The organism is Paractinoplanes maris, from assembly GCF_023544465.1.
GTDB classification, from domain to species: Bacteria; Actinomycetota; Actinomycetes; order Mycobacteriales; family Micromonosporaceae; genus Actinoplanes; species Actinoplanes maris.
On the sequence record NZ_JALPVL010000003.1, the window covers coordinates 328,862 to 344,418 of the forward strand.

35 protein-coding genes are annotated in these 15,557 nt (G+C 69.3%); 29 read left to right on the forward strand and 6 right to left on the reverse strand.

All coding sequences use genetic code 11. From position 1 onward, the window contains the following. The 3 genes from NAG42_RS10510 to NAG42_RS10520 form a co-directional block, all read right to left on the reverse strand. Entirely contained in the window at positions 1-543 is a 543-nt protein-coding gene (locus tag NAG42_RS10510) for a DUF6879 family protein (RefSeq protein ID WP_250029873.1), read from the reverse strand. A 22-nt stretch (positions 544-565) separates the two neighbouring features. Then, a complete protein-coding gene (locus NAG42_RS10515; RefSeq protein ID WP_250029875.1) occupies positions 566-1,420 on the reverse strand; it encodes a Scr1 family TA system antitoxin-like transcriptional regulator in 855 nt (284 codons plus the stop codon). A 187-nt stretch (positions 1,421-1,607) separates the two neighbouring features. Continuing rightward, a complete protein-coding gene (locus NAG42_RS10520; protein ID WP_250029878.1) occupies positions 1,608-1,826 on the reverse strand; it encodes a hypothetical protein in 219 nt (72 codons plus the stop codon). Positions 1,827-2,091: 265 nt separating this feature from the next. Here NAG42_RS10520 and NAG42_RS10525 point away from each other — a divergent pair, with 265 nt between their 5' ends. From NAG42_RS10525 to NAG42_RS10615, 19 genes are all read left to right on the forward strand, one after another. Continuing rightward, positions 2,092-2,367: a hypothetical protein gene (locus NAG42_RS10525; protein ID WP_250029880.1), complete on the forward strand. Its 276-nt coding sequence runs from the start codon at positions 2,092-2,094 to the stop codon at positions 2,365-2,367. Continuing rightward, a complete protein-coding gene (locus NAG42_RS10530; protein WP_250029882.1) occupies positions 2,364-2,576 on the forward strand; it encodes a hypothetical protein in 213 nt (70 codons plus the stop codon). Before NAG42_RS10525 ends, NAG42_RS10530 begins: the two co-directional genes overlap by 4 nt. Continuing rightward, positions 2,573-2,851, forward strand: a complete 279-nt coding sequence (locus NAG42_RS10535; RefSeq protein WP_250029884.1) for a hypothetical protein — start codon at positions 2,573-2,575, stop codon at positions 2,849-2,851. The genes NAG42_RS10530 and NAG42_RS10535 overlap by 4 nt, the downstream gene beginning before the upstream one ends. Continuing rightward, positions 2,848-3,063, forward strand: a complete 216-nt coding sequence (locus NAG42_RS10540; protein WP_250029886.1) for a hypothetical protein — start codon at positions 2,848-2,850, stop codon at positions 3,061-3,063. The genes NAG42_RS10535 and NAG42_RS10540 overlap by 4 nt, the downstream gene beginning before the upstream one ends. Then, positions 3,060-3,209 (forward strand): hypothetical protein, encoded by a 150-nt coding sequence (locus NAG42_RS10545; RefSeq protein ID WP_250029888.1) that lies wholly within the window; start codon positions 3,060-3,062, stop codon positions 3,207-3,209. The genes NAG42_RS10540 and NAG42_RS10545 overlap by 4 nt, the downstream gene beginning before the upstream one ends. After that, a complete protein-coding gene (locus NAG42_RS10550) occupies positions 3,206-3,475 on the forward strand; it encodes a hypothetical protein (RefSeq protein ID WP_250029890.1) in 270 nt (89 codons plus the stop codon). The genes NAG42_RS10545 and NAG42_RS10550 overlap by 4 nt, the downstream gene beginning before the upstream one ends. After that, complete coding sequence (locus tag NAG42_RS10555; protein WP_250029892.1) at positions 3,475-3,678, forward strand: hypothetical protein; 204 nt, start codon at positions 3,475-3,477, stop codon at positions 3,676-3,678. Before NAG42_RS10550 ends, NAG42_RS10555 begins: the two co-directional genes overlap by 1 nt. After that, positions 3,675-3,857 (forward strand): hypothetical protein, encoded by a 183-nt coding sequence (locus NAG42_RS10560; protein WP_250029894.1) that lies wholly within the window; start codon positions 3,675-3,677, stop codon positions 3,855-3,857. Before NAG42_RS10555 ends, NAG42_RS10560 begins: the two co-directional genes overlap by 4 nt. After that, positions 3,857-4,135, forward strand: coding sequence for a hypothetical protein (locus NAG42_RS10565; RefSeq protein WP_250029896.1), 279 nt, complete (start codon positions 3,857-3,859; stop codon positions 4,133-4,135). Before NAG42_RS10560 ends, NAG42_RS10565 begins: the two co-directional genes overlap by 1 nt. After that, positions 4,132-4,374: a hypothetical protein gene (locus tag NAG42_RS10570; protein WP_250029898.1), complete on the forward strand. Its 243-nt coding sequence runs from the start codon at positions 4,132-4,134 to the stop codon at positions 4,372-4,374. The genes NAG42_RS10565 and NAG42_RS10570 overlap by 4 nt, the downstream gene beginning before the upstream one ends. Further along, positions 4,371-4,592 carry a hypothetical protein gene (locus tag NAG42_RS10575; RefSeq protein WP_250029900.1) on the forward strand — a complete coding sequence of 74 codons (222 nt, stop codon included), beginning with the start codon at positions 4,371-4,373 and terminating at the stop codon, positions 4,590-4,592. The genes NAG42_RS10570 and NAG42_RS10575 overlap by 4 nt, the downstream gene beginning before the upstream one ends. Further along, positions 4,589-4,771: a hypothetical protein gene (locus tag NAG42_RS10580; RefSeq protein ID WP_250029902.1), complete on the forward strand. Its 183-nt coding sequence runs from the start codon at positions 4,589-4,591 to the stop codon at positions 4,769-4,771. Before NAG42_RS10575 ends, NAG42_RS10580 begins: the two co-directional genes overlap by 4 nt. Further along, positions 4,768-5,007: a hypothetical protein gene (locus NAG42_RS10585; protein WP_250029904.1), complete on the forward strand. Its 240-nt coding sequence runs from the start codon at positions 4,768-4,770 to the stop codon at positions 5,005-5,007. The genes NAG42_RS10580 and NAG42_RS10585 overlap by 4 nt, the downstream gene beginning before the upstream one ends. 105 nt (positions 5,008-5,112) lie before the next feature. Further along, positions 5,113-5,289 (forward strand): hypothetical protein, encoded by a 177-nt coding sequence (locus NAG42_RS10590; protein WP_250029906.1) that lies wholly within the window; start codon positions 5,113-5,115, stop codon positions 5,287-5,289. A gap of 75 nt (positions 5,290-5,364) precedes the next feature. Further along, the gene (locus NAG42_RS10595) at positions 5,365-5,607 is read left to right on the forward strand and encodes a hypothetical protein (protein WP_250029908.1); all 243 of its coding nucleotides are present in this window, start codon (positions 5,365-5,367) and stop codon (positions 5,605-5,607) included. Beyond that, on the forward strand, positions 5,604-5,834 hold the full coding sequence (locus tag NAG42_RS10600; protein WP_250029910.1) for a hypothetical protein: 231 nt from the start codon (positions 5,604-5,606) through the stop codon (positions 5,832-5,834). The genes NAG42_RS10595 and NAG42_RS10600 overlap by 4 nt, the downstream gene beginning before the upstream one ends. Further along, on the forward strand, positions 5,834-6,037 hold the full coding sequence (locus NAG42_RS10605) for a hypothetical protein (protein WP_250029912.1): 204 nt from the start codon (positions 5,834-5,836) through the stop codon (positions 6,035-6,037). Before NAG42_RS10600 ends, NAG42_RS10605 begins: the two co-directional genes overlap by 1 nt. 181 nt (positions 6,038-6,218) lie before the next feature. Continuing rightward, positions 6,219-6,389 carry a hypothetical protein gene (locus NAG42_RS10610; protein ID WP_250029914.1) on the forward strand — a complete coding sequence of 57 codons (171 nt, stop codon included), beginning with the start codon at positions 6,219-6,221 and terminating at the stop codon, positions 6,387-6,389. Then, positions 6,389-6,619, forward strand: a complete 231-nt coding sequence (locus NAG42_RS10615; protein ID WP_250029916.1) for a hypothetical protein — start codon at positions 6,389-6,391, stop codon at positions 6,617-6,619. The genes NAG42_RS10610 and NAG42_RS10615 overlap by 1 nt, the downstream gene beginning before the upstream one ends. A 41-nt stretch (positions 6,620-6,660) precedes the next feature. Here NAG42_RS10615 and NAG42_RS10620 read toward each other — a convergent pair whose 3' ends face one another. After that, a complete protein-coding gene (locus NAG42_RS10620) occupies positions 6,661-6,879 on the reverse strand; it encodes a helix-turn-helix domain-containing protein (RefSeq protein ID WP_250029918.1) in 219 nt (72 codons plus the stop codon). Positions 6,880-6,985: 106 nt separating this feature from the next. Between NAG42_RS10620 and NAG42_RS10625 the strand changes: the two genes are divergently transcribed. The 7 genes from NAG42_RS10625 (at position 6,986) to NAG42_RS10655 (ending at position 9,269) form a co-directional block, all read left to right on the forward strand. Next, positions 6,986-7,372, forward strand: a complete 387-nt coding sequence (locus NAG42_RS10625; RefSeq protein WP_250029920.1) for a hypothetical protein — start codon at positions 6,986-6,988, stop codon at positions 7,370-7,372. Continuing rightward, a complete protein-coding gene (locus tag NAG42_RS10630; protein ID WP_250029922.1) occupies positions 7,369-7,665 on the forward strand; it encodes a hypothetical protein in 297 nt (98 codons plus the stop codon). Before NAG42_RS10625 ends, NAG42_RS10630 begins: the two co-directional genes overlap by 4 nt. Further along, positions 7,662-7,919, forward strand: a complete 258-nt coding sequence (locus NAG42_RS10635; protein ID WP_250029924.1) for a hypothetical protein — start codon at positions 7,662-7,664, stop codon at positions 7,917-7,919. Before NAG42_RS10630 ends, NAG42_RS10635 begins: the two co-directional genes overlap by 4 nt. A gap of 2 nt (positions 7,920-7,921) precedes the next feature. Continuing rightward, on the forward strand, positions 7,922-8,131 hold the full coding sequence (locus tag NAG42_RS10640) for a hypothetical protein (protein WP_250029926.1): 210 nt from the start codon (positions 7,922-7,924) through the stop codon (positions 8,129-8,131). After that, positions 8,128-8,370 (forward strand): hypothetical protein, encoded by a 243-nt coding sequence (locus NAG42_RS10645; protein WP_250029928.1) that lies wholly within the window; start codon positions 8,128-8,130, stop codon positions 8,368-8,370. The genes NAG42_RS10640 and NAG42_RS10645 overlap by 4 nt, the downstream gene beginning before the upstream one ends. After that, positions 8,367-8,597 carry a hypothetical protein gene (locus NAG42_RS10650; protein WP_250029930.1) on the forward strand — a complete coding sequence of 77 codons (231 nt, stop codon included), beginning with the start codon at positions 8,367-8,369 and terminating at the stop codon, positions 8,595-8,597. The genes NAG42_RS10645 and NAG42_RS10650 overlap by 4 nt, the downstream gene beginning before the upstream one ends. Positions 8,598-8,936: 339 nt before the next feature. Further along, positions 8,937-9,269 (forward strand): Uma2 family endonuclease, encoded by a 333-nt coding sequence (locus tag NAG42_RS10655; RefSeq protein ID WP_250029932.1) that lies wholly within the window; start codon positions 8,937-8,939, stop codon positions 9,267-9,269. Here the strand turns inward: NAG42_RS10655 and NAG42_RS10660 are convergent. Beyond that, complete coding sequence (locus tag NAG42_RS10660; RefSeq protein WP_250029934.1) at positions 9,262-10,323, reverse strand: NACHT domain-containing protein; 1,062 nt, start codon at positions 10,321-10,323, stop codon at positions 9,262-9,264. The genes NAG42_RS10655 and NAG42_RS10660 overlap by 8 nt on opposite strands. A 50-nt stretch (positions 10,324-10,373) precedes the next feature. Here NAG42_RS10660 and NAG42_RS10665 point away from each other — a divergent pair, with 50 nt between their 5' ends. The 3 genes from NAG42_RS10665 to NAG42_RS10675 all read left to right on the forward strand — a co-directional run bounded on the left by NAG42_RS10665 (position 10,374) and on the right by NAG42_RS10675 (position 13,920). After that, on the forward strand, positions 10,374-13,103 hold the full coding sequence (locus tag NAG42_RS10665; RefSeq protein ID WP_250029936.1) for an ATP-binding protein: 2,730 nt from the start codon (positions 10,374-10,376) through the stop codon (positions 13,101-13,103). A gap of 69 nt (positions 13,104-13,172) precedes the next feature. Beyond that, on the forward strand, positions 13,173-13,604 hold the full coding sequence (locus tag NAG42_RS10670) for an SRPBCC family protein (RefSeq protein ID WP_250029938.1): 432 nt from the start codon (positions 13,173-13,175) through the stop codon (positions 13,602-13,604). Next, complete coding sequence (locus tag NAG42_RS10675) at positions 13,597-13,920, forward strand: ArsR/SmtB family transcription factor (RefSeq protein ID WP_250029940.1); 324 nt, start codon at positions 13,597-13,599, stop codon at positions 13,918-13,920. Before NAG42_RS10670 ends, NAG42_RS10675 begins: the two co-directional genes overlap by 8 nt. Positions 13,921-13,936: 16 nt before the next feature. On the opposite strand, the gene NAG42_RS10680 is transcribed toward NAG42_RS10675, so the two are convergent. Beyond that, positions 13,937-15,526, reverse strand: coding sequence for an SLC13 family permease (locus tag NAG42_RS10680; RefSeq protein WP_250029942.1), 1,590 nt, complete (start codon positions 15,524-15,526; stop codon positions 13,937-13,939). Positions 15,527-15,557: the final 31 nt, after the last annotated feature.

The following is a 15,557-nucleotide window of genomic DNA, read 5'->3' on the forward strand; positions in this document are numbered from 1 at the left end:
CTATCCCACCGCCGCCGACTCTCGGTTTGCTGCAGCGACAGCCCAAGCACGCCACCGGATAGCTTGCTCAATCGCGGCAGGTTCGTCCTCTACGAGCTCGTACCGGGCCGGCCGTCCCTGCTCGTCGAAGTGGGTCAGCACCAGTTGCTGGTCGTCGAACAGCCACCAGTCTTCCGCGCCCGCCTGAGGGATGATCCCTGCCTCCACGGCGGCCGACCGGCTCAGATACTGGATCGTCTCACCCGCGTCGCGGTTCCAACGGTCCATCCACAGCATCCACCGCTGGTAGTCGGTGGGAGGTTCATCAACGACGCGTACCCTGCCGATCGTCCGGCCTTGGGCAACCCAACTGCGGACCCTGTCGAACCAGCTCTCGAGGTCAGGGTTGTCCGCTGGGGATTCAGGCTCGCCAGCCAAGAACCTTTCGAACTGAGCGCGTTCGTAGCCAAGCCAGTAGGAGGTTTGCTGCTCGAACCGCCAGGCCGACCGTCGATAGTTGGCCAGCAGGCGCCGGTACCCCTGCAGGTCGATCTCTTTACGCATCATGGCCCCCAGTGACGGTTGGCTAAGCCGTAGGAAGTGCTGCGAGCGCACGAGCAATGATCTCCCGGGCGTCGTCGCCAGCAACAGACTCGTTCCACAGTGCGTCGAACTTGGTAGCCAGTGGCACGACGGTGTCGTAGAGCAGCGGCTCGGCGCCACCGACTTCAGTTTCGATGTACCCGACGTTGTCGAACAGCTCGAACGAACTGATCGGCAGGTGGCTCACTGGCCTGCTTAGGGACGGATAGACCCTGAGCTGGTCCTCGTCACTGATGAACGACTGGAGAAGCAGCAGCTGCGGGCGCATGACCGCGCGCGGGAACCGGGTCCGGAACAGGACGGGCTCATCGATGATGAACTTGAAAGTTTTGCCGTCGTCCTTGTATAGGATCTTGGCGCTTGCCTGCCGCTCTCTGACTGCGGCTTCAAGGTCGTCCACGGTGCTGAACTTCTTGAACTCGGACAACATTGCGCGCGTGTAGCCGTCTACCTGCAAATAGCGAGGAACAGCGAAGGTCTCAAAGAACCTGAACAGCGTGGTGTCTTCCGCCTTCTTGGTCCACTCCTGCTGGATTGGCTGCTGACCGCCCTTGAGGCGACTCTTGTAGTTAGCGGCTCGCCTGGCAACTTCCGCAGCGGCGAGCTCCTTCCACTGCTCGACCAGTGGCGCAGGGGCGTTGGCGACTCTGGCCCATTGGTCGAGGTCGTCTTCGCTGGGTGGCTGTTCGCCCGATTCAATCTTCGAGACCTTGCCTTTGGCGGTGCCGGCGGCAAAGCCAGCTTGGATGCCGAAGTCGTTCTGGTTGAGTCCGACGTCGGCGCGGGCCTTGCGCAGGCTCTTGCCGAGCAGGTAGTCACGCTGCTTGTCGTCGTTCATGTTGTCTTCTCTCCTTGGGGTGTTGTCGACTGCCAGGTCGAACTCCCAGGCAAGAAGGCAATGTTGATCACGTAGTACATGATGGTCCGGCCTCTCCGCGGCAAGGTCGGGGGATGCGATTAAGCCGAGCCCCGGTCGCCCTGTAGCGGGCGGATCCGGGGCTCGGCTTGCGTTCTGTCTCGAGGGGTCAGGCCCGCCTGGCGTTGACCATGTCCGCGATCTGCTCGGCGAGCTCATACGGGATGCGAACGCCGCTTTCGTCGTCCGCCCGGTTGCGCAGCTGGTCCGTCTCATCGCCGGCAAGGTTGTAGCCCTGGATGACCAGGTCTCCGCCGTCGGTGTCGTAGACGGCCGGGCAGTTCTCGCCGCCAGAGTTACGCCACTTGAACAGGTAGATGAGCTTCATCGGCTCGCCCTTCGTTCGGTTGCTTCTGATGGTTGCACCGGAAGTCCCTTAACACAACGACCCCGGCTTGCTCTGCGCAAAACCGGGGTCTGTGGTGCTCGGGATTCAACCTGGCATCGCTCATGCTAGCAAATGTTGCTCGGGTTGCTTGACTAGGTTGCGAGCCAAGCGCATGGTGGAGGTAGGCACAAGCCATCAACTCCCGGCCGGTGGCAGGCGCGGATCTCCCCCTGTTCCGGCCGGGCGCAAACCCTGGAGGACCGTCGTGACGACGACCACCACACTCACCGGTTGCCCCGCCTGGTGCGCCAGCGTCCACCTCGACAGCGAGACCGTCCACTACCAGGACGACGTCCAGATCCCCGCCACGAACGGCAGGCCACTCCCCGTTTCCGCGTTCATCACCGCCGACCGCAGCGGTGTCTACGTCGCCGGATACGAACTGACCGCGCACCAGGCCGACCAGCTCGCCCTGCTCCTCGCCGACCGGGTTGCCCTGCTCGCCGAGACCGTCGAGGACGCGAACGGGGCAACCCGGTGAGGCATTACGAGCTGCGCATCTTCACCAGCGCCAACACCTGGACCCCGGACCGGACCAAACCGTTCGCCGCCACCAACGACTCGGCTGCCCTGGCCTGGATGCGGGACTACGCCGCGGCGTGGATGACCGGCGCCGAGCATGCCTGGCTGTACCCGGACGGTTCGGACCGCTCGATCGGGTCGGAGCAGGGTTCGGCGGTGCTGTCGTGACCCGCCACGACGTGTTTCTGCACCCGGCCGACATCAATGTCTTGGCCGGCGGTGGCACCGTCACCGTCGAGGGCGACAACCTGAAACTCACCGTGTACGTGGCACCGGAGGGCTGGGCGCCTGTCCCGGCCCCGGTCGGGGACAGCCACCTCATGTACTCCCTGCCGCCGGGCACAGCCGACGACCTGCGGGCCGGACGCCAGGTGGAGATCTTCGACGCCGACGTTCCCCGTACGACGATCACGTTCCGCCCGGTTGTGGCGGTGACGTTGTGACCGCCTACGTCGCTGAGCTCGAGAACCAAGACCTACGCCTGATCAAGGACGGCGACCCTTCCGTCCCCTTCGACATCGAGGTCTACCCGATCTACGGCCGTGCCGACGCCGACCGCTGGCTGGAAGCAAATGGCTACGTCGATGACGGCCGGGACTGGCGCAAGGTGCAGGACTCGAAACCGGCGATCTGGATTCGCGTGGTGACCAAGTGACCGCGTTCGTCGACGACCGCACCAACGAGGCTCTGCGTGCCCTGTGGCTGGCCGAGCACGACGACGACACCCCCGACACGCACCTGGCGGCCCGGACCATCCCGCCGCCGTTCCCGACTGACGCTCCGGAAGGAGAAACCCGATGAGTTCCGACGTAACCGCGCTCCCGTCACTTGTCCCTGGCCCCGCAATCTCCTTGTCCGGCCTTCCCGCCGAGGTCAACTACCTGCCCGGCCGAGATGGCCGCCGGTTCGTCCAGTTCGCCCTGAACGGCAACACAGTCGCCCTCACACCCGACCTGAACGACGTCTGCGGTCACCTGCTGACCTCTGGCCTGCCGGTCACAGTGCTGGGCCGCGAGGTCGGTGATCGGTACGTCGTTGCAGATGCACTTTTGGAAGGAGTCCTGTGATGTCTCTCGCCACCCACACCGCCCTGGCCGGCGACTCCGACGACCGTGACGCCGCCTTGGCCGCGTTCCGGGCCACCGTCCCAGCCGCTGCCGCCTACGACCTGGCCGAGCTGACCGCTGAGGGCCCGGTCCGTGAGCACCGCCCGCACCGTTCGACCGCTACTGCCAAGGCCATCACCGAGTCCGAGCGGGACTTCTCATGACCCGCCTCGACCGCCGCCGTCACGCCGTCCGCCGCCACGCCACCACTCCCGTCGACCTGGCCCAGCTGGGTACGGGTACCGGCTTCGTCCGGGTCGAGGAGGCCATCCCCGCCGAACTGCCCACGTGGGACGGCTTCGATGGGCACGCGCTCACCGGACGCACGCGGAGGGCCGCCTGATGTGGGGTGCGAATTACGTGCTCCGCGTCTACCGCGAAGGCACTGACAAGCAGGTGGCTCAGACCGGATTCTGTGGCCAGAACGCCGACGACGATATTGAGGCGCTGGCCTGGTTCGGTAACCAGCTCGCCTACTGGTCGCCGAACTACCGCCTGGAGTTGCAGACCGAGAAGGGTGACTGGACGCAGACCCTGAAGACCTCGCCGGGGTGGCTGATGTGCGGTCACGACCGTCGCGACTTGAACGGCCGCTGCAACGACGGGTCGTGGTGCTCATGACCCGCTACGTCAGCGAGTGGACCACCCCGAACAACTTGCACGTCGGTGACCGGGCCATCAACCCTCAAGGCATCGTGCGGGAGTGGGACGGCCATCAGGGTTTGGACGTGTGCCTGCCCTGCGATAAGGCGATGACGGAGTACACCGCGTCGGGTGAACGTTGCTGCCCGACCTGTGGGGCGGTGGCCGGGCGGGAACAACTGCCCGCATGCATGTCGGACAGCGCGGTGACGTCATGACCGGCCTCCGCCTATCCCGCGCCACCCAAGAGGCTGCTCACGCCGCCATGGCCGGCGACACCGTGTTCTGCTGCCCGGCCTGCCACGGGGTCGCTGTCCGCCGCATCGGCCCCCTCTGCCACGGCACCACCACGGTCCCGCACGAGCCGGCGCGGATGCGAACCGCCGACAGTGGCGACGGCGACCACGGTGACACCGAAGGTTTGGTGCTGTCGTGACCGAACCGCAGCGGGCCTACGAGTCCACGAACCGGCGCTACATCTACGACCCCAAGGGCCGGGAACGGGTGCGGGTGAAGCGGTGCCCGAACGACCGGGCTGTCCTCGACGACCGCGGTTCGATCCTGTTCTGCCCGGAGTGCGAGTGGGCCGGCGACCGGGAGCAGGTGACCCGGTGAACGACCTCGAGATCGCCCGCGCCGAAGCGTTGTTCTGCTCCGACTTGCAGCCCTCCCACACCCCTTCCGGTGATCAGGTCCGTGACGCCGTCGCCTACGGCCTCGACTGGCGGGGCCCGCAAGCTCTCGCCGTGCGGATGGCCGAGGAGTTCGGCGACCACCAAGAGGAGTCGGCCCGACGGATGCGTTGGTGCCGGCGTGCAGTCCGTGCGGCTTTCGACACCGTCGATGCCTGACCGGCCACCCGGGTCTCCAGTTCGGGCACCTCGTGCCATCCCACTTCCCCTGAACTGGAGACTCCCGGCGGACGGTCAGCCCTGATCGCCGAGGAAGGCAACACCGTGAGCTCAACCCCGCAGTGGAACCCCGCCGACTACAACGACACCGACGACGTCTTCCACCGGTCGCCGCTGTTCACCGCCGACCCGGAGTCGATGACACCGGACGAGCGGGCCGAATACGACAACGCGGTGGCTGCCCTGCCGCCGCATGTCCGTGAGGCTCTCGACCGGCGCTGACCGCCCGCTATGGCGTCCGACAGGTACGGACGTCGTGGCGGTAGGTCAGAACTGGCCGCCGAGGAAGAGGGAACGATGGCAAGCATCCTGGACGACCCCCGCGTGTCTGAGATCGACGGCGGCTACCGGGTCATCAACGACGAGTTCGGCCCGGTGAAGGTGCTGCGCGACGGCCCGGACTGGGCGGTGTTCTTCGACAGCTCCACCCCGGAGCGCCGGATCCCGCAGTTCGGCATGCTCCACTCGGGTTCCTCCCGCGTGGAGGAAACGGTCGAGTGGGCGCTGCGGACCGAGGCGCTGACGGAGACGTCGCAGTGACCGCCGTGTCGATGGCCCAAGACGTCAAGCCCGAGGGTAAGGGGTGGCGGGTGTTCTGCGCGGATGGCACCGAACGGATGGTGTTGCCCCGCCCGGTGCCCGACAAGGGCAGGTACGCGGTGTTCACGGGCGACTCGACCGAGTTCCTGCGGGATCCGCCGCTGGGCTACGCGGGCTCGTGGGGTCGGCTGGGCCACGCACTCGACTGGGCACGGGAGGCGAGCTGATGCCGATGCACAAGGTCCGCGAGAGCGACATTCCCGATCTCGGGGTCAGCTACGGCATGAGCACGGTCGTCAACGTTGACGTGCTCGGCACCAACGGCCCGACCAGCACGATCCGGGTCGAGGACTGCGGGGTGCGCGCCCGTCAAGGCGAGGTGTACGAGGTGCCCACTACGGCGGTGCACATGTGGTTCGACGACCTGTGACCGACACGAAGAAGGGCCGCGCCGACTGTCCAGGCTTGCGCGGCCCTCTGATCCCTTGAGAGGAACGACATGATGCTAACTCACCTTCACCTGCCCGGCTGGTGGCGTAAAACCACCCCGCCTGGTGTGAACACCCACCCGTACCGGTCCCGTGCCGCCCAGCTTGATGTGCGGGTGCGTCGTGGATAAGGGCAACCTGCCGCCGCATTTGCGGGAGACGTTCGACGAGGTCATGCGGGAAGCCCTCGACACGGGTAGGCCGCTCCGGGACCTGCTGATGCTGTTGGACCCTGCGGACCGGGCGCCGATCGCCGACGCGGTCACACCGGGCGCCGGCCGGGACTACCGCTGATGCCCGGCTACCGGTTCGTGGTGACCGACCTCAGCACCGGTCAGCCGGTTGTGAAGGACGAGTGGACGGTCGAGCATCCGGACGACGCGGCGGCGTGGGCAGAGTGTGCCGACGTGGTGCTGTCTGGCCGTCAGCAGGTGTTGGTGTACCGCGACGGCGTGGAGAGGCCGTTCGGGTCGAAGGTGTCTGACGCTCTCGCTGACGTGATGGATTCGGACGCGTGGAAGTAGCGACGTGAAGTCAGCGCTTGAAGGCCCCGTTCGGCTGCGAGTCAGTCGCCGGGGCCTTCATCGTTTCCGGCGCGCTGGTCGCGAAGTCGTTCTACAACCACGCGGCGGAAGTACCACGAGGCGCCGATCTTCGCGCCGACCAGTTGCCCGCGTTCGGCCAGTCGGTGCACGTACTGAGGGCTGACGCCGAGCACTTCGGCCGCTCCGTTGAGGTTGAGCAACTTCGGCATATGGCGGTCGGTGTAGCGCTCTTGGATCACGTTCTCACCGTAGCGAACTGGTTGAGGATTCCCCACCTTCGGGTGTCGATCGGCGTGGTCTTCATCCGGTAGAGTCGGTTGAGAATTCCCCACTCAAATCAGCAGCTTGGAGTTCCTCGTGACTATCGCAATCGACATCAGCCGGGACGGCTGGACCGGCGGCACGCAGGTCTCTATCGGAGACGAGAACAGCGGCTACCGGCTTGCCGGACCGAAGTTCAACGGTTCCTCCACCACTCTCGCCTCACTGCCCATCGCGGCAGACAACGCCGCCTTGGCGGTGGCGACTCTGCCTACCCTCGGAGCAGCTCAACTGGTCGTGGAGCGTGCCAAGCCCGCAAACCACTACCGGGTCTTCCTGGAGGGCGAGAACGCTTCGGTATGGCTGACCGATCCGACTGCCACGGACGGCGCCTTCGTGCCGTTCAAGCGCGCCAGGCTGGACAGCCGTGACATCGAGAACGTGCGCCGCTTCCTCGAGGCGGCCCAGTGATCACCGAGCACACCATCTGCGCCCTGCCCGAAGGCGACATCAACTACCAGCATTACGCGATCACCGCCTCCTACCGCGGCGACGGCCGGTGGGCTGTCCGCAGCGGCCCGTTCTGCTTCGGGGCCGACGGGGAGTGGGACTACGAGCCGTCTCCGTCAAGCCGCACCGACGAATGGCTGGATACGCACCGCTTCGACGAGCAGGCCGCGCTGCGGCTGGCCGAGGAACAGGCGCCACTGATGACCTGCAACGGCATCAGCGTGGCCGAGGCGCTCGCGCGGGGCACCCGATGAACGACCTCCGTGCCGCTGCCGCCGCCGTCATCGAGCCGTTCCTGACCGGCAACTTCAAACGCGCTGAGCGGGCCACCGGCATTGCCACCTCCCTGGACAACGACGGTCACCTGCTCGGCGCCACACCACGCACTGACGCCCGGGAACGAGTAGCGAACGACTTGGGCTGCCGCATGGACTGGCCCGTCGCGGAGAAAGCCGCCGCCGCCCTGGACGGCGCGGGGCTACTCGCCAACGACAACAAGGAGAACTGACCATGACTGACCTTCAGCGCTGCTGCGAGCGCTACGGGCTCGACAACCACGAGGGCTCCACCGCCACCGGCGTTCTGTCGTGCGGCTGCCTGCACAACGAGATCGGCGCGCACAAAGGCGCTTGCCCCGACTTCGAGACCGTCTACCCGGAGAACGGCAGCCGAGACCTCGACGACCTGAGCTGGCGTCCGCGGACTGAGGTTGCCCGATGACCGCCCGCACCGCCGCCGACATCGCCACCCTCATCCGCGAACTCGACCATGACGGCGACCTCAGCCCGTACGACCTCGGCGGTGAACTGGCCGGCACGTTCGAACTGGTCGGCTTCGGCATCCTGTGCCGCGACATGGGCGCGTTCGTTCAGCGCATCAACCCGGACAAGAAGCTGTCCCCGGAGCAGCTCGCCACAGTGATCGTCGCCGAATTCAACCTGGATGAGGAGACCCGATGACCTACGACACCAGCAACCTCGCCGCCCTGATCCGCGAGCTCGACCCCGACAACCAGGTCGACTCCGACATGCTCGGCCACCGCATCGGCCTGCGACTTGATCGCGGCAGTCAGCTGACCAAGGACATGTCCGGCTACGTCGGCCGGGTCAACGCCGGCAAGACGCTGACCGCAGAGCGGCTGGCTGAGCTGCTCGCCGACCGCTTCGACCTGGAGAGGGAAAACTGACCATGACCGACCTGAACAGCAACGACCGGCAGATCGCCGCGGAGTTCGTCGACGCTATCGCGAACGGCCACTACGTTGCAGCGACCAGCGTGCTGGTGAACATCTCAAACGCCGACAACCCCGACCTCGCGGCGACGCTGCTCCAAACGCTGGTGGAGGCTCTTGTTATGACGATTCATCCCCGCCGACCCATACCCGCCGTGACCGAAACCTCACCACCCCGTTCAACGGCCGCGGTCCGCGGCGCAGGCCAGGAGCACTTACCGTGCCGCGGCCCGAGTTATCCACAGGCACTCTCGGCAGCGACAACGGCCGCCGCAGGCTCGGTACGATGCCTGCATGAGCGCAGAAGCTGTCGGCAGATTCATGCCCTCGGTGGTGACGCTCGATGACCTCACCGCGATGATGGGCGCGGATGAGCACCATCGATATGAGGTCAGCCCCGAGGGAGCCCTTTCGATCCTGCCGCCGCCCGGCTCCGAGGGCATCGACACGGTGACCAAGCGCGGTGAGTACGCCACCGCCGGCATTCCGCAGTATTGGGTGGTCGACCAGGACACGGCCCAGACGGTGACCATGCACGTGCTGGCGGACGGGCACTACACCGCGCGCGCGACAATGCCGCTGGCCTGGGTGCTCAACTCGACGCCGTCGGAGCACGACCTCAGCTGAAGGCGAGCGCGGCGGCGTGGTCCCGCAGTTCGGCGTGGCGGAACTGGTAGAGACGGCCCTCGCGGTGGAGCAGGCCGGCCGCGTGCAGGGTGGGCAGGAAAGCACCCGGGCGCGGGCCGACGTCGGTGACCCGCATGCGGCGGGCCAGGTGGGCGGTGCGGCGGGCGGGCCAGCGGCCGTTCAGCGCGCCGGCGATCTCCAGGTCGAGCAGCATCTCGCGGGCGGCGGCCGGGCCCGCGCGGGCCACGCGGGCGGTCAGGTCGGAGTGCCAGAGCAGGCCGCGGCGCATCGCCTGCACGACCAGCGCCAGGTCGAGCGGGCGGCACAGCAGCACGGCCAGCGGACCGTACGGGTCGTTGCGGACAGCCTTGGCCAGGCCGTCGAACCCGGCGGTGGAGCCGGCCAGGTTGGGTCTCTCCAGGCGGCCCATCGCGTCGAGGTGGTCGGCCACGGCGGCCGGACCGGCCGGGTCGATGCCGATGTGCTGCGCGCCCGGCAGCGGCAACGGGTGGTCGAGGCCGGCGTCGCCGGTCAGCAGCATCACCGGGTCGCCGGGGCCGAAGAGCAGGTTGACCTCCTCCAGCGCCCACCGCCGCATCCGGGCCGGCATCTCGTCCAGCCCGTCCAGGATGAACAGGTATTCGCCGCTGCTCACCAGCCGCGCCACCCGCCCGCCGGGCCCGGTCGCCGGCACCCGCCGCAGTTCCGGGTAGGCCCGGGCCAGGCGGCGGCCGAGCCAGCCGGCCAGGTCGTCCGGATGGCGCCGTGAGCTCAGCGAGAACAGCAGCGGCACGACCGGCGCTCCCCGCTCCTGCAGGCCCCGCGCGGCCAGCGCGGCGAACGTCGACTTGCCGCTGCCCGGTCCGCCGTAGACGACCGCGCGCCAGGCGCCGTTCAGCTCCAGCAGGTTGGCCGCCTTCCGGGCGTACTCCCCCGCCGTCCACAACGCCTCGGCGAAGCACAGCTGCTGTTCGACGGGCTCGTGCGGCCGCAGCAATCGCAGCGCCGGCGGCAGGAGCGGCCCGTGGCCGGCGCCGCCGCGCTCGATGTCCATGTCGAGACAGTGACGGCGGTAACGGGGAATTCCGCGGGGAACATAAGAGCATGGATTTCCGGTTGCTCGGCCCGGTCGGCCTGTTCGACGGCGACACCCGCATCCATCTGGGCCGCGACGCCGAGCTGCCCAAGGTGCACTGTGTGCTGGCGGCGTTGCTGCTGGCCCGGGCCCGGCCGGTCACCGGCCCCTTCCTCGACAACGCGCTCTGGGGCGCCGCGGCCCGCAACCCCGAGACCCGGCGGGGCTACATCGGCGACCTTCGGCTCGCCCTTCGCCGGTACGGTTTCACGCTGCCCCGCCAGGGCCAGGGCGGCGTCTACCGCCTCGACGTCGCGCCCGAGCGGGTCGACGTCCACCAGTTCCGGGCGGCCACCGGGACCGCCCGGGAGCTGACCGCCCGGGGCGACTGGAAAGCCGCGCTCACCGAGCTGGAACGCGGGCTCGCCCTCTGGCACGGCTCCGCCCTCGAGGATGTGCCGGGCGACTGGGCGGCCGGGATCCGCCGCCAGCTCGAACGGGAACGCCGGGAGGCGGCGACCCGGCTGGCCGAGGCCCGGCTGCGCTGCGGCTCGGTCGAGCAGGCCCGGTCCGACGCCGAGCGCCTGGCCGCGGAGAGCCCGGACGACGAGCGGGTGGTGCGGCTCGAGATGCACGCCGCCTATCTGGCCGGGGACTACGGGGCGGCCGTGGAGACGTACGAGCGGCTGGCCGCCCGCACCCCGCCGGAGCCCGCCACCCGCGCCCTGAACGACCGGATCCGGGTCCGGGATCCGCTCCTGGGCACGCCGGGCGGCGACGGCCAGGACACGGCGGTGCCACACCAGTTGCCCGCCGTAACGGCTCACTTCGCCGGGCGTACGAGGGAACTGGCCCGCCTGGCCGAGCTGACCGACCCGACCGGCCCGCGCCCGCCGGTGATCCTCGTCTACGGCACCGCCGGCGTCGGCAAGAGCACGCTGGCCGTCCACTGGGCCCGCTCGGTGTCGGACGCCTATCCGCACGGGCAGCTGCACGCCGACCTGCTCGGCCGGCGCCGCCGCCGGCCGAGCCGCCGGAAGCCGGCCGAGGTGCTGCGCGGTTTCCTCGGCGCGCTCGGCGTCCCGCCCGACCGGATGCCCGCGGGCGAGACCGAGCTGGCCGGGCTGTTCCGCAGCCTCGCGGCCGGTCGCCGCCTGCTGATCGTCCTGGAGAACCCGGCCGACGACGAGCAGGTGCGCGCCCTGCTGCCCGGCGCCGGCTCCTGCCTGACCGTCGTCACCAGCCGCACCCGGCTGAACGGGCTGGCCGTCGCGCCCGGCGGCGCCGCGCTCACCCTCGACCTGCTCGACGAGGAGGCGGCCCGCGAGCTGCTGGCCGCCCGGCTGGGCCGCGACCGCATCGAGTGCGAGCCGGCCGATGTCGTGGCCGAGCTGATCCGGCTCTGCGCCGGGCTGCCGCTGGCCCTGGCCATCGTCGCCGCGCAGGCCGCCGAGCGCCCCGGGCTGCCCCTGGCCGATCTCGTGGCCCAGCTGGGCGAGGAGGGCCGCCGGCTCGACGCGATCGCCACCGGCGACGGCTCGACCGACCCGCGGGTGACGTTCTCCTGGTCCTACCACCGGCTCTCCGCCCGGGCGGCGCGGTTGTTCCGGCTGCTGTCGCGCCACCCCGGCCCGGACTTCACCGCCGACGCGGCGGCCAGCCTGACCGGCGAGCCCGGCCCGCCGCTGGCCGAGCTGGCCGCGGCCCACCTGATCAGCTCACCGGCCCCGGGCCGCTTCGCGATGCACGCGCTGCTCCGGGCTTACGCCGCCGAGGTCGACGACGACGATCCGGCCGCCACCGGCCGGCTGTTCGACCATTACCTGCACACCGCGGCCGCGGCCCACCAGTTGCAGGAACCCTTCTCGCACACGTTCGACGGTGAACCCCCGGCGCCGGGAACCGTGGTCGTCCGGCCCCCGGATGTCGCGGCGGCCGGCGCCTGGCTGCGCGCGGAGGCATTGAACCTGATGGCGATGGCCGAGCGGGCCCTGCAACTCGGCGAACCGCGCTACGCCGTGCGGATCCCGCACCTGACCGCGGCCGACCAGATCCGCCAAGGTCGCTGGCAGGAGCTGTACGAGTCGCGGAGGGTCGCCCTGACCGGCGCCGAGCAGTTCGGCGACGACGAGGTGGCCGACGCGCTGGCCGACCTGGCCCGCGCGCTGGGCTGGCTGAACCGCCCGGAGCAGGCCCTGCGGCAGGTCGACCGGGCCATCCCGCTGGCCACCGGAGCCTGGCGGTTCTATCGGTTGCGGACCCTTCAGGCGTGGCTGTTCGGCCTGCTCGACCGGGTGCCCGAGGCGCTGGCCAGCGCGGAACAGGCCCTGGCGTCGGCCCGCGACTCGGCCGACGAGCGGGCGGTGGCGGTCGCGCTCAACGAGGTCGGCTGGTGGAACGCCGTCCTGCACCGGCCCGAGCCGGCCTTGGAGAACTGCGCGCGGGCCCTGGAGCGCTTCGAGCGGCTGGCCGACCGCAGTGGCATCGCGGCCGCCAGCGACAGCCTCGGCCTGATCCACCACCGCGCGCACCGCTTCGGCCAGGCCCTCACCCACTACGAGCGCGCCCGCGTCCTGTACGAGGAGATACCCGACGTCTTCGAGCAGGCCGCCACCCTCGACCGCATCGGCAACACCCTGACCGCGATGGGCCGCCCGGCCGACGCGATCACCGCCTGGCGCCGGGCCTTGGCCCTGTTCAACGAGCTTCAGCATCCGGCCGGGGCCGCGGTCAGCCAGAAAATCACCGAGGCTGGATAGACAGCGGGCGACGTCTTACCGTACGGTAATGCATTACCAAGCGGTAAGATGTCACCGAGGAGGTCGACCATGCCCGAAGTCACCCGGACCCTGGAGATTCCCGCACCGCCGAGCGCCGTGTGGCGGCAGCTCTCCACTCAGGAGGGTCTGCGCCGCTGGCTCTCCGCCGAGCTCGAGATCGACCTGCGGGTGGGCGGCGCCTACCGGATGCCCGGCGGCGACGGCTCGACCTGGATCAGCGGCACGGTGCTGGAGATCGTCCCCGAGGGCCGGCTCGTGCTGTCCTGGCTCGAGGAGGACTCCGGCTGGGTGCACCCCGGCCGGCTGGTGATCACGCTCGAGCCGATCACGGGCGGCACCCGGGTCGCGCTCGTCCACGACGGGTTCGCGGGCATCGGCCGGCCCGGCTGGGCGGGCATCCAGGAGGCGTACGAGCGAGGAGCCGACAAGCACCAGGTGCTCCAGCGGCTGGCCGGGGCGGTGGCGAGCGTCAGTGCCTGACCGCAGCGACGACCTGTTCCGGGCGATGGCCGACCCGACCCGGCGGCGCGTCCTCGATCTGCTGGCCGAGCACGGGACGCTCACGGTGAGCGAGCTGGCCGCCCACTTCCCGGATCTGGTGGCGTCGGGCATCTCCAAGCACCTGATGGCGCTGCGCGCGGCCGGCCTGGTCACCGCGACCCGCGAGGGCCGCCACCAGCGTTACGCCATCGACGCCGACACGATGGCCGAGGCCATGGCGCCGTGGGTCGCCCGCTACGAGGCGTACTGGTCGGGCGCGCTGGCCCGGCTCCGAGACGCCGCCACCGACGCGTAGCGGGCGGCCGGCCGCCCTACCCCAGGCCCACCGCCGCCACCATCAGCGGCAGGAGCAGCAGGATGATGATCGCGCCGAGCACGTCGAACGAGACGCCCGACCTGATCATCGTGGTGATCGGGACGACGCCGGAGCCGTAGACCACCGCGTTCTGCGGCGTCGACACCGGCAGCATGAAGCCGAACGACGCCGCGAACGTGGCCGCCAGGGCCGGGACCAGCGGGTTCACGCCGGCGGCGACGGCGATCGGGATGATGATCGGCACCACCACGGCGGCCGAGGCGGTGTTGCTGGTCGTCTCGGAGACCACGATGGCCAGGATGACGGCGAACGCGGTGATCGCGAACATGCTGCTCAGGCCGAGCGCGTCGGCGCTGGACCGGCCGATCGTCTCGGCCAGGCCGGTGTCGGCCAGCAGCGAGCCGAAGATGATGCCGGTGCCGAACAGCACGATCGTGCCCCAGTCGATGCGGGCGGCGTCGCTCCAGTTCAGCGTGTACTCCCGGTTCCGCCACGACACCGGCAGCAGGAAGAGCAGGGACGCCCCGAGTACGGCGACCACGCCCTCGTTGAGCCGGGCCGAGACTGTGTCGTAGACCGCCGAATCGGTGCCGGCGACCACCGCCACGATGCCCGGGAAGATCCAGAGGCTGACCGTGACCACGAACGCGATCAGGGTGTTGCGCTCGGCCACCGACAGTTTGCCTAGCTTGGCCCGCTCGGCCGTCACGTACTCGGCGACGCCCTCGATGCGACGGATCTCCGGCTTGTTGAGCAGCAGCAGGACCACCGCCAGCACGGCGAACATCAGCAGGCAGATCGGTGCCGCGACGGCCATCCACTGCGCGAACGAGATGCGCTCGCCGGTGGCCTCCTCGATCAACCCGCGGCCGATCAGGTTGGGCGGCGACCCGACCGGCGTCAGCAGCCCGCCGACGCTCGCCCCGTAGGCCAACATCAGCATCAGCGCCGCGCCGACCCGCAGCCGGGTCGGGTCGAAGCCGGGCTCGACCAGCCCGCGGTCCTGCAGCAGCTTGGCGACGACCGACAGGATGCCGAGCGCGGTGGGCAGCAGCATCGCGACCGTGGCGGTGTTCGAGACGAACGCCGACAACAGCGCCGTCACCACGCCGAACGCGATGATCACGCGGGTGGTCGATCGGCCGACTCCCGGCAGCGACAGGATCCGGAAGGCGAACCGGCGGGCCAGGCCGTGCTTGAGCATCGCCTGAGCCAGGATGAAGGCGCCGATGAAGGTGAAGACCGTGGACGAGCCGAACGGCGCGAGCACATCGGCCGCCTCGGCCACGCCGAAGACCACGATCAGGGCGACGCCGATCAGGCCGCCGATCGGGATCGGCACGGCCTCGCTGATCCAGAGAACGATCACCCCGAGCAGCAGCCCGCCCAGCACCTGCTGGCTGGGCGGGATGCTGAGCGGCAGGGCGAGGAATATCAGAGTGATGGCCGGGGCGAGGAAGAGGCCCACCGTACGGCGGCCCCGCTCGAATCGCTCCTCGGCCGGGGACAGTTGCTGTTCGCCCAAACTGCGGTAGGTTGCCCCGCCGAGCAGGCGATCTTCCACGTCGGTCTTGGCGCCGTCCATACCAGCCCCTTGGATCGAGTGATCTACATCA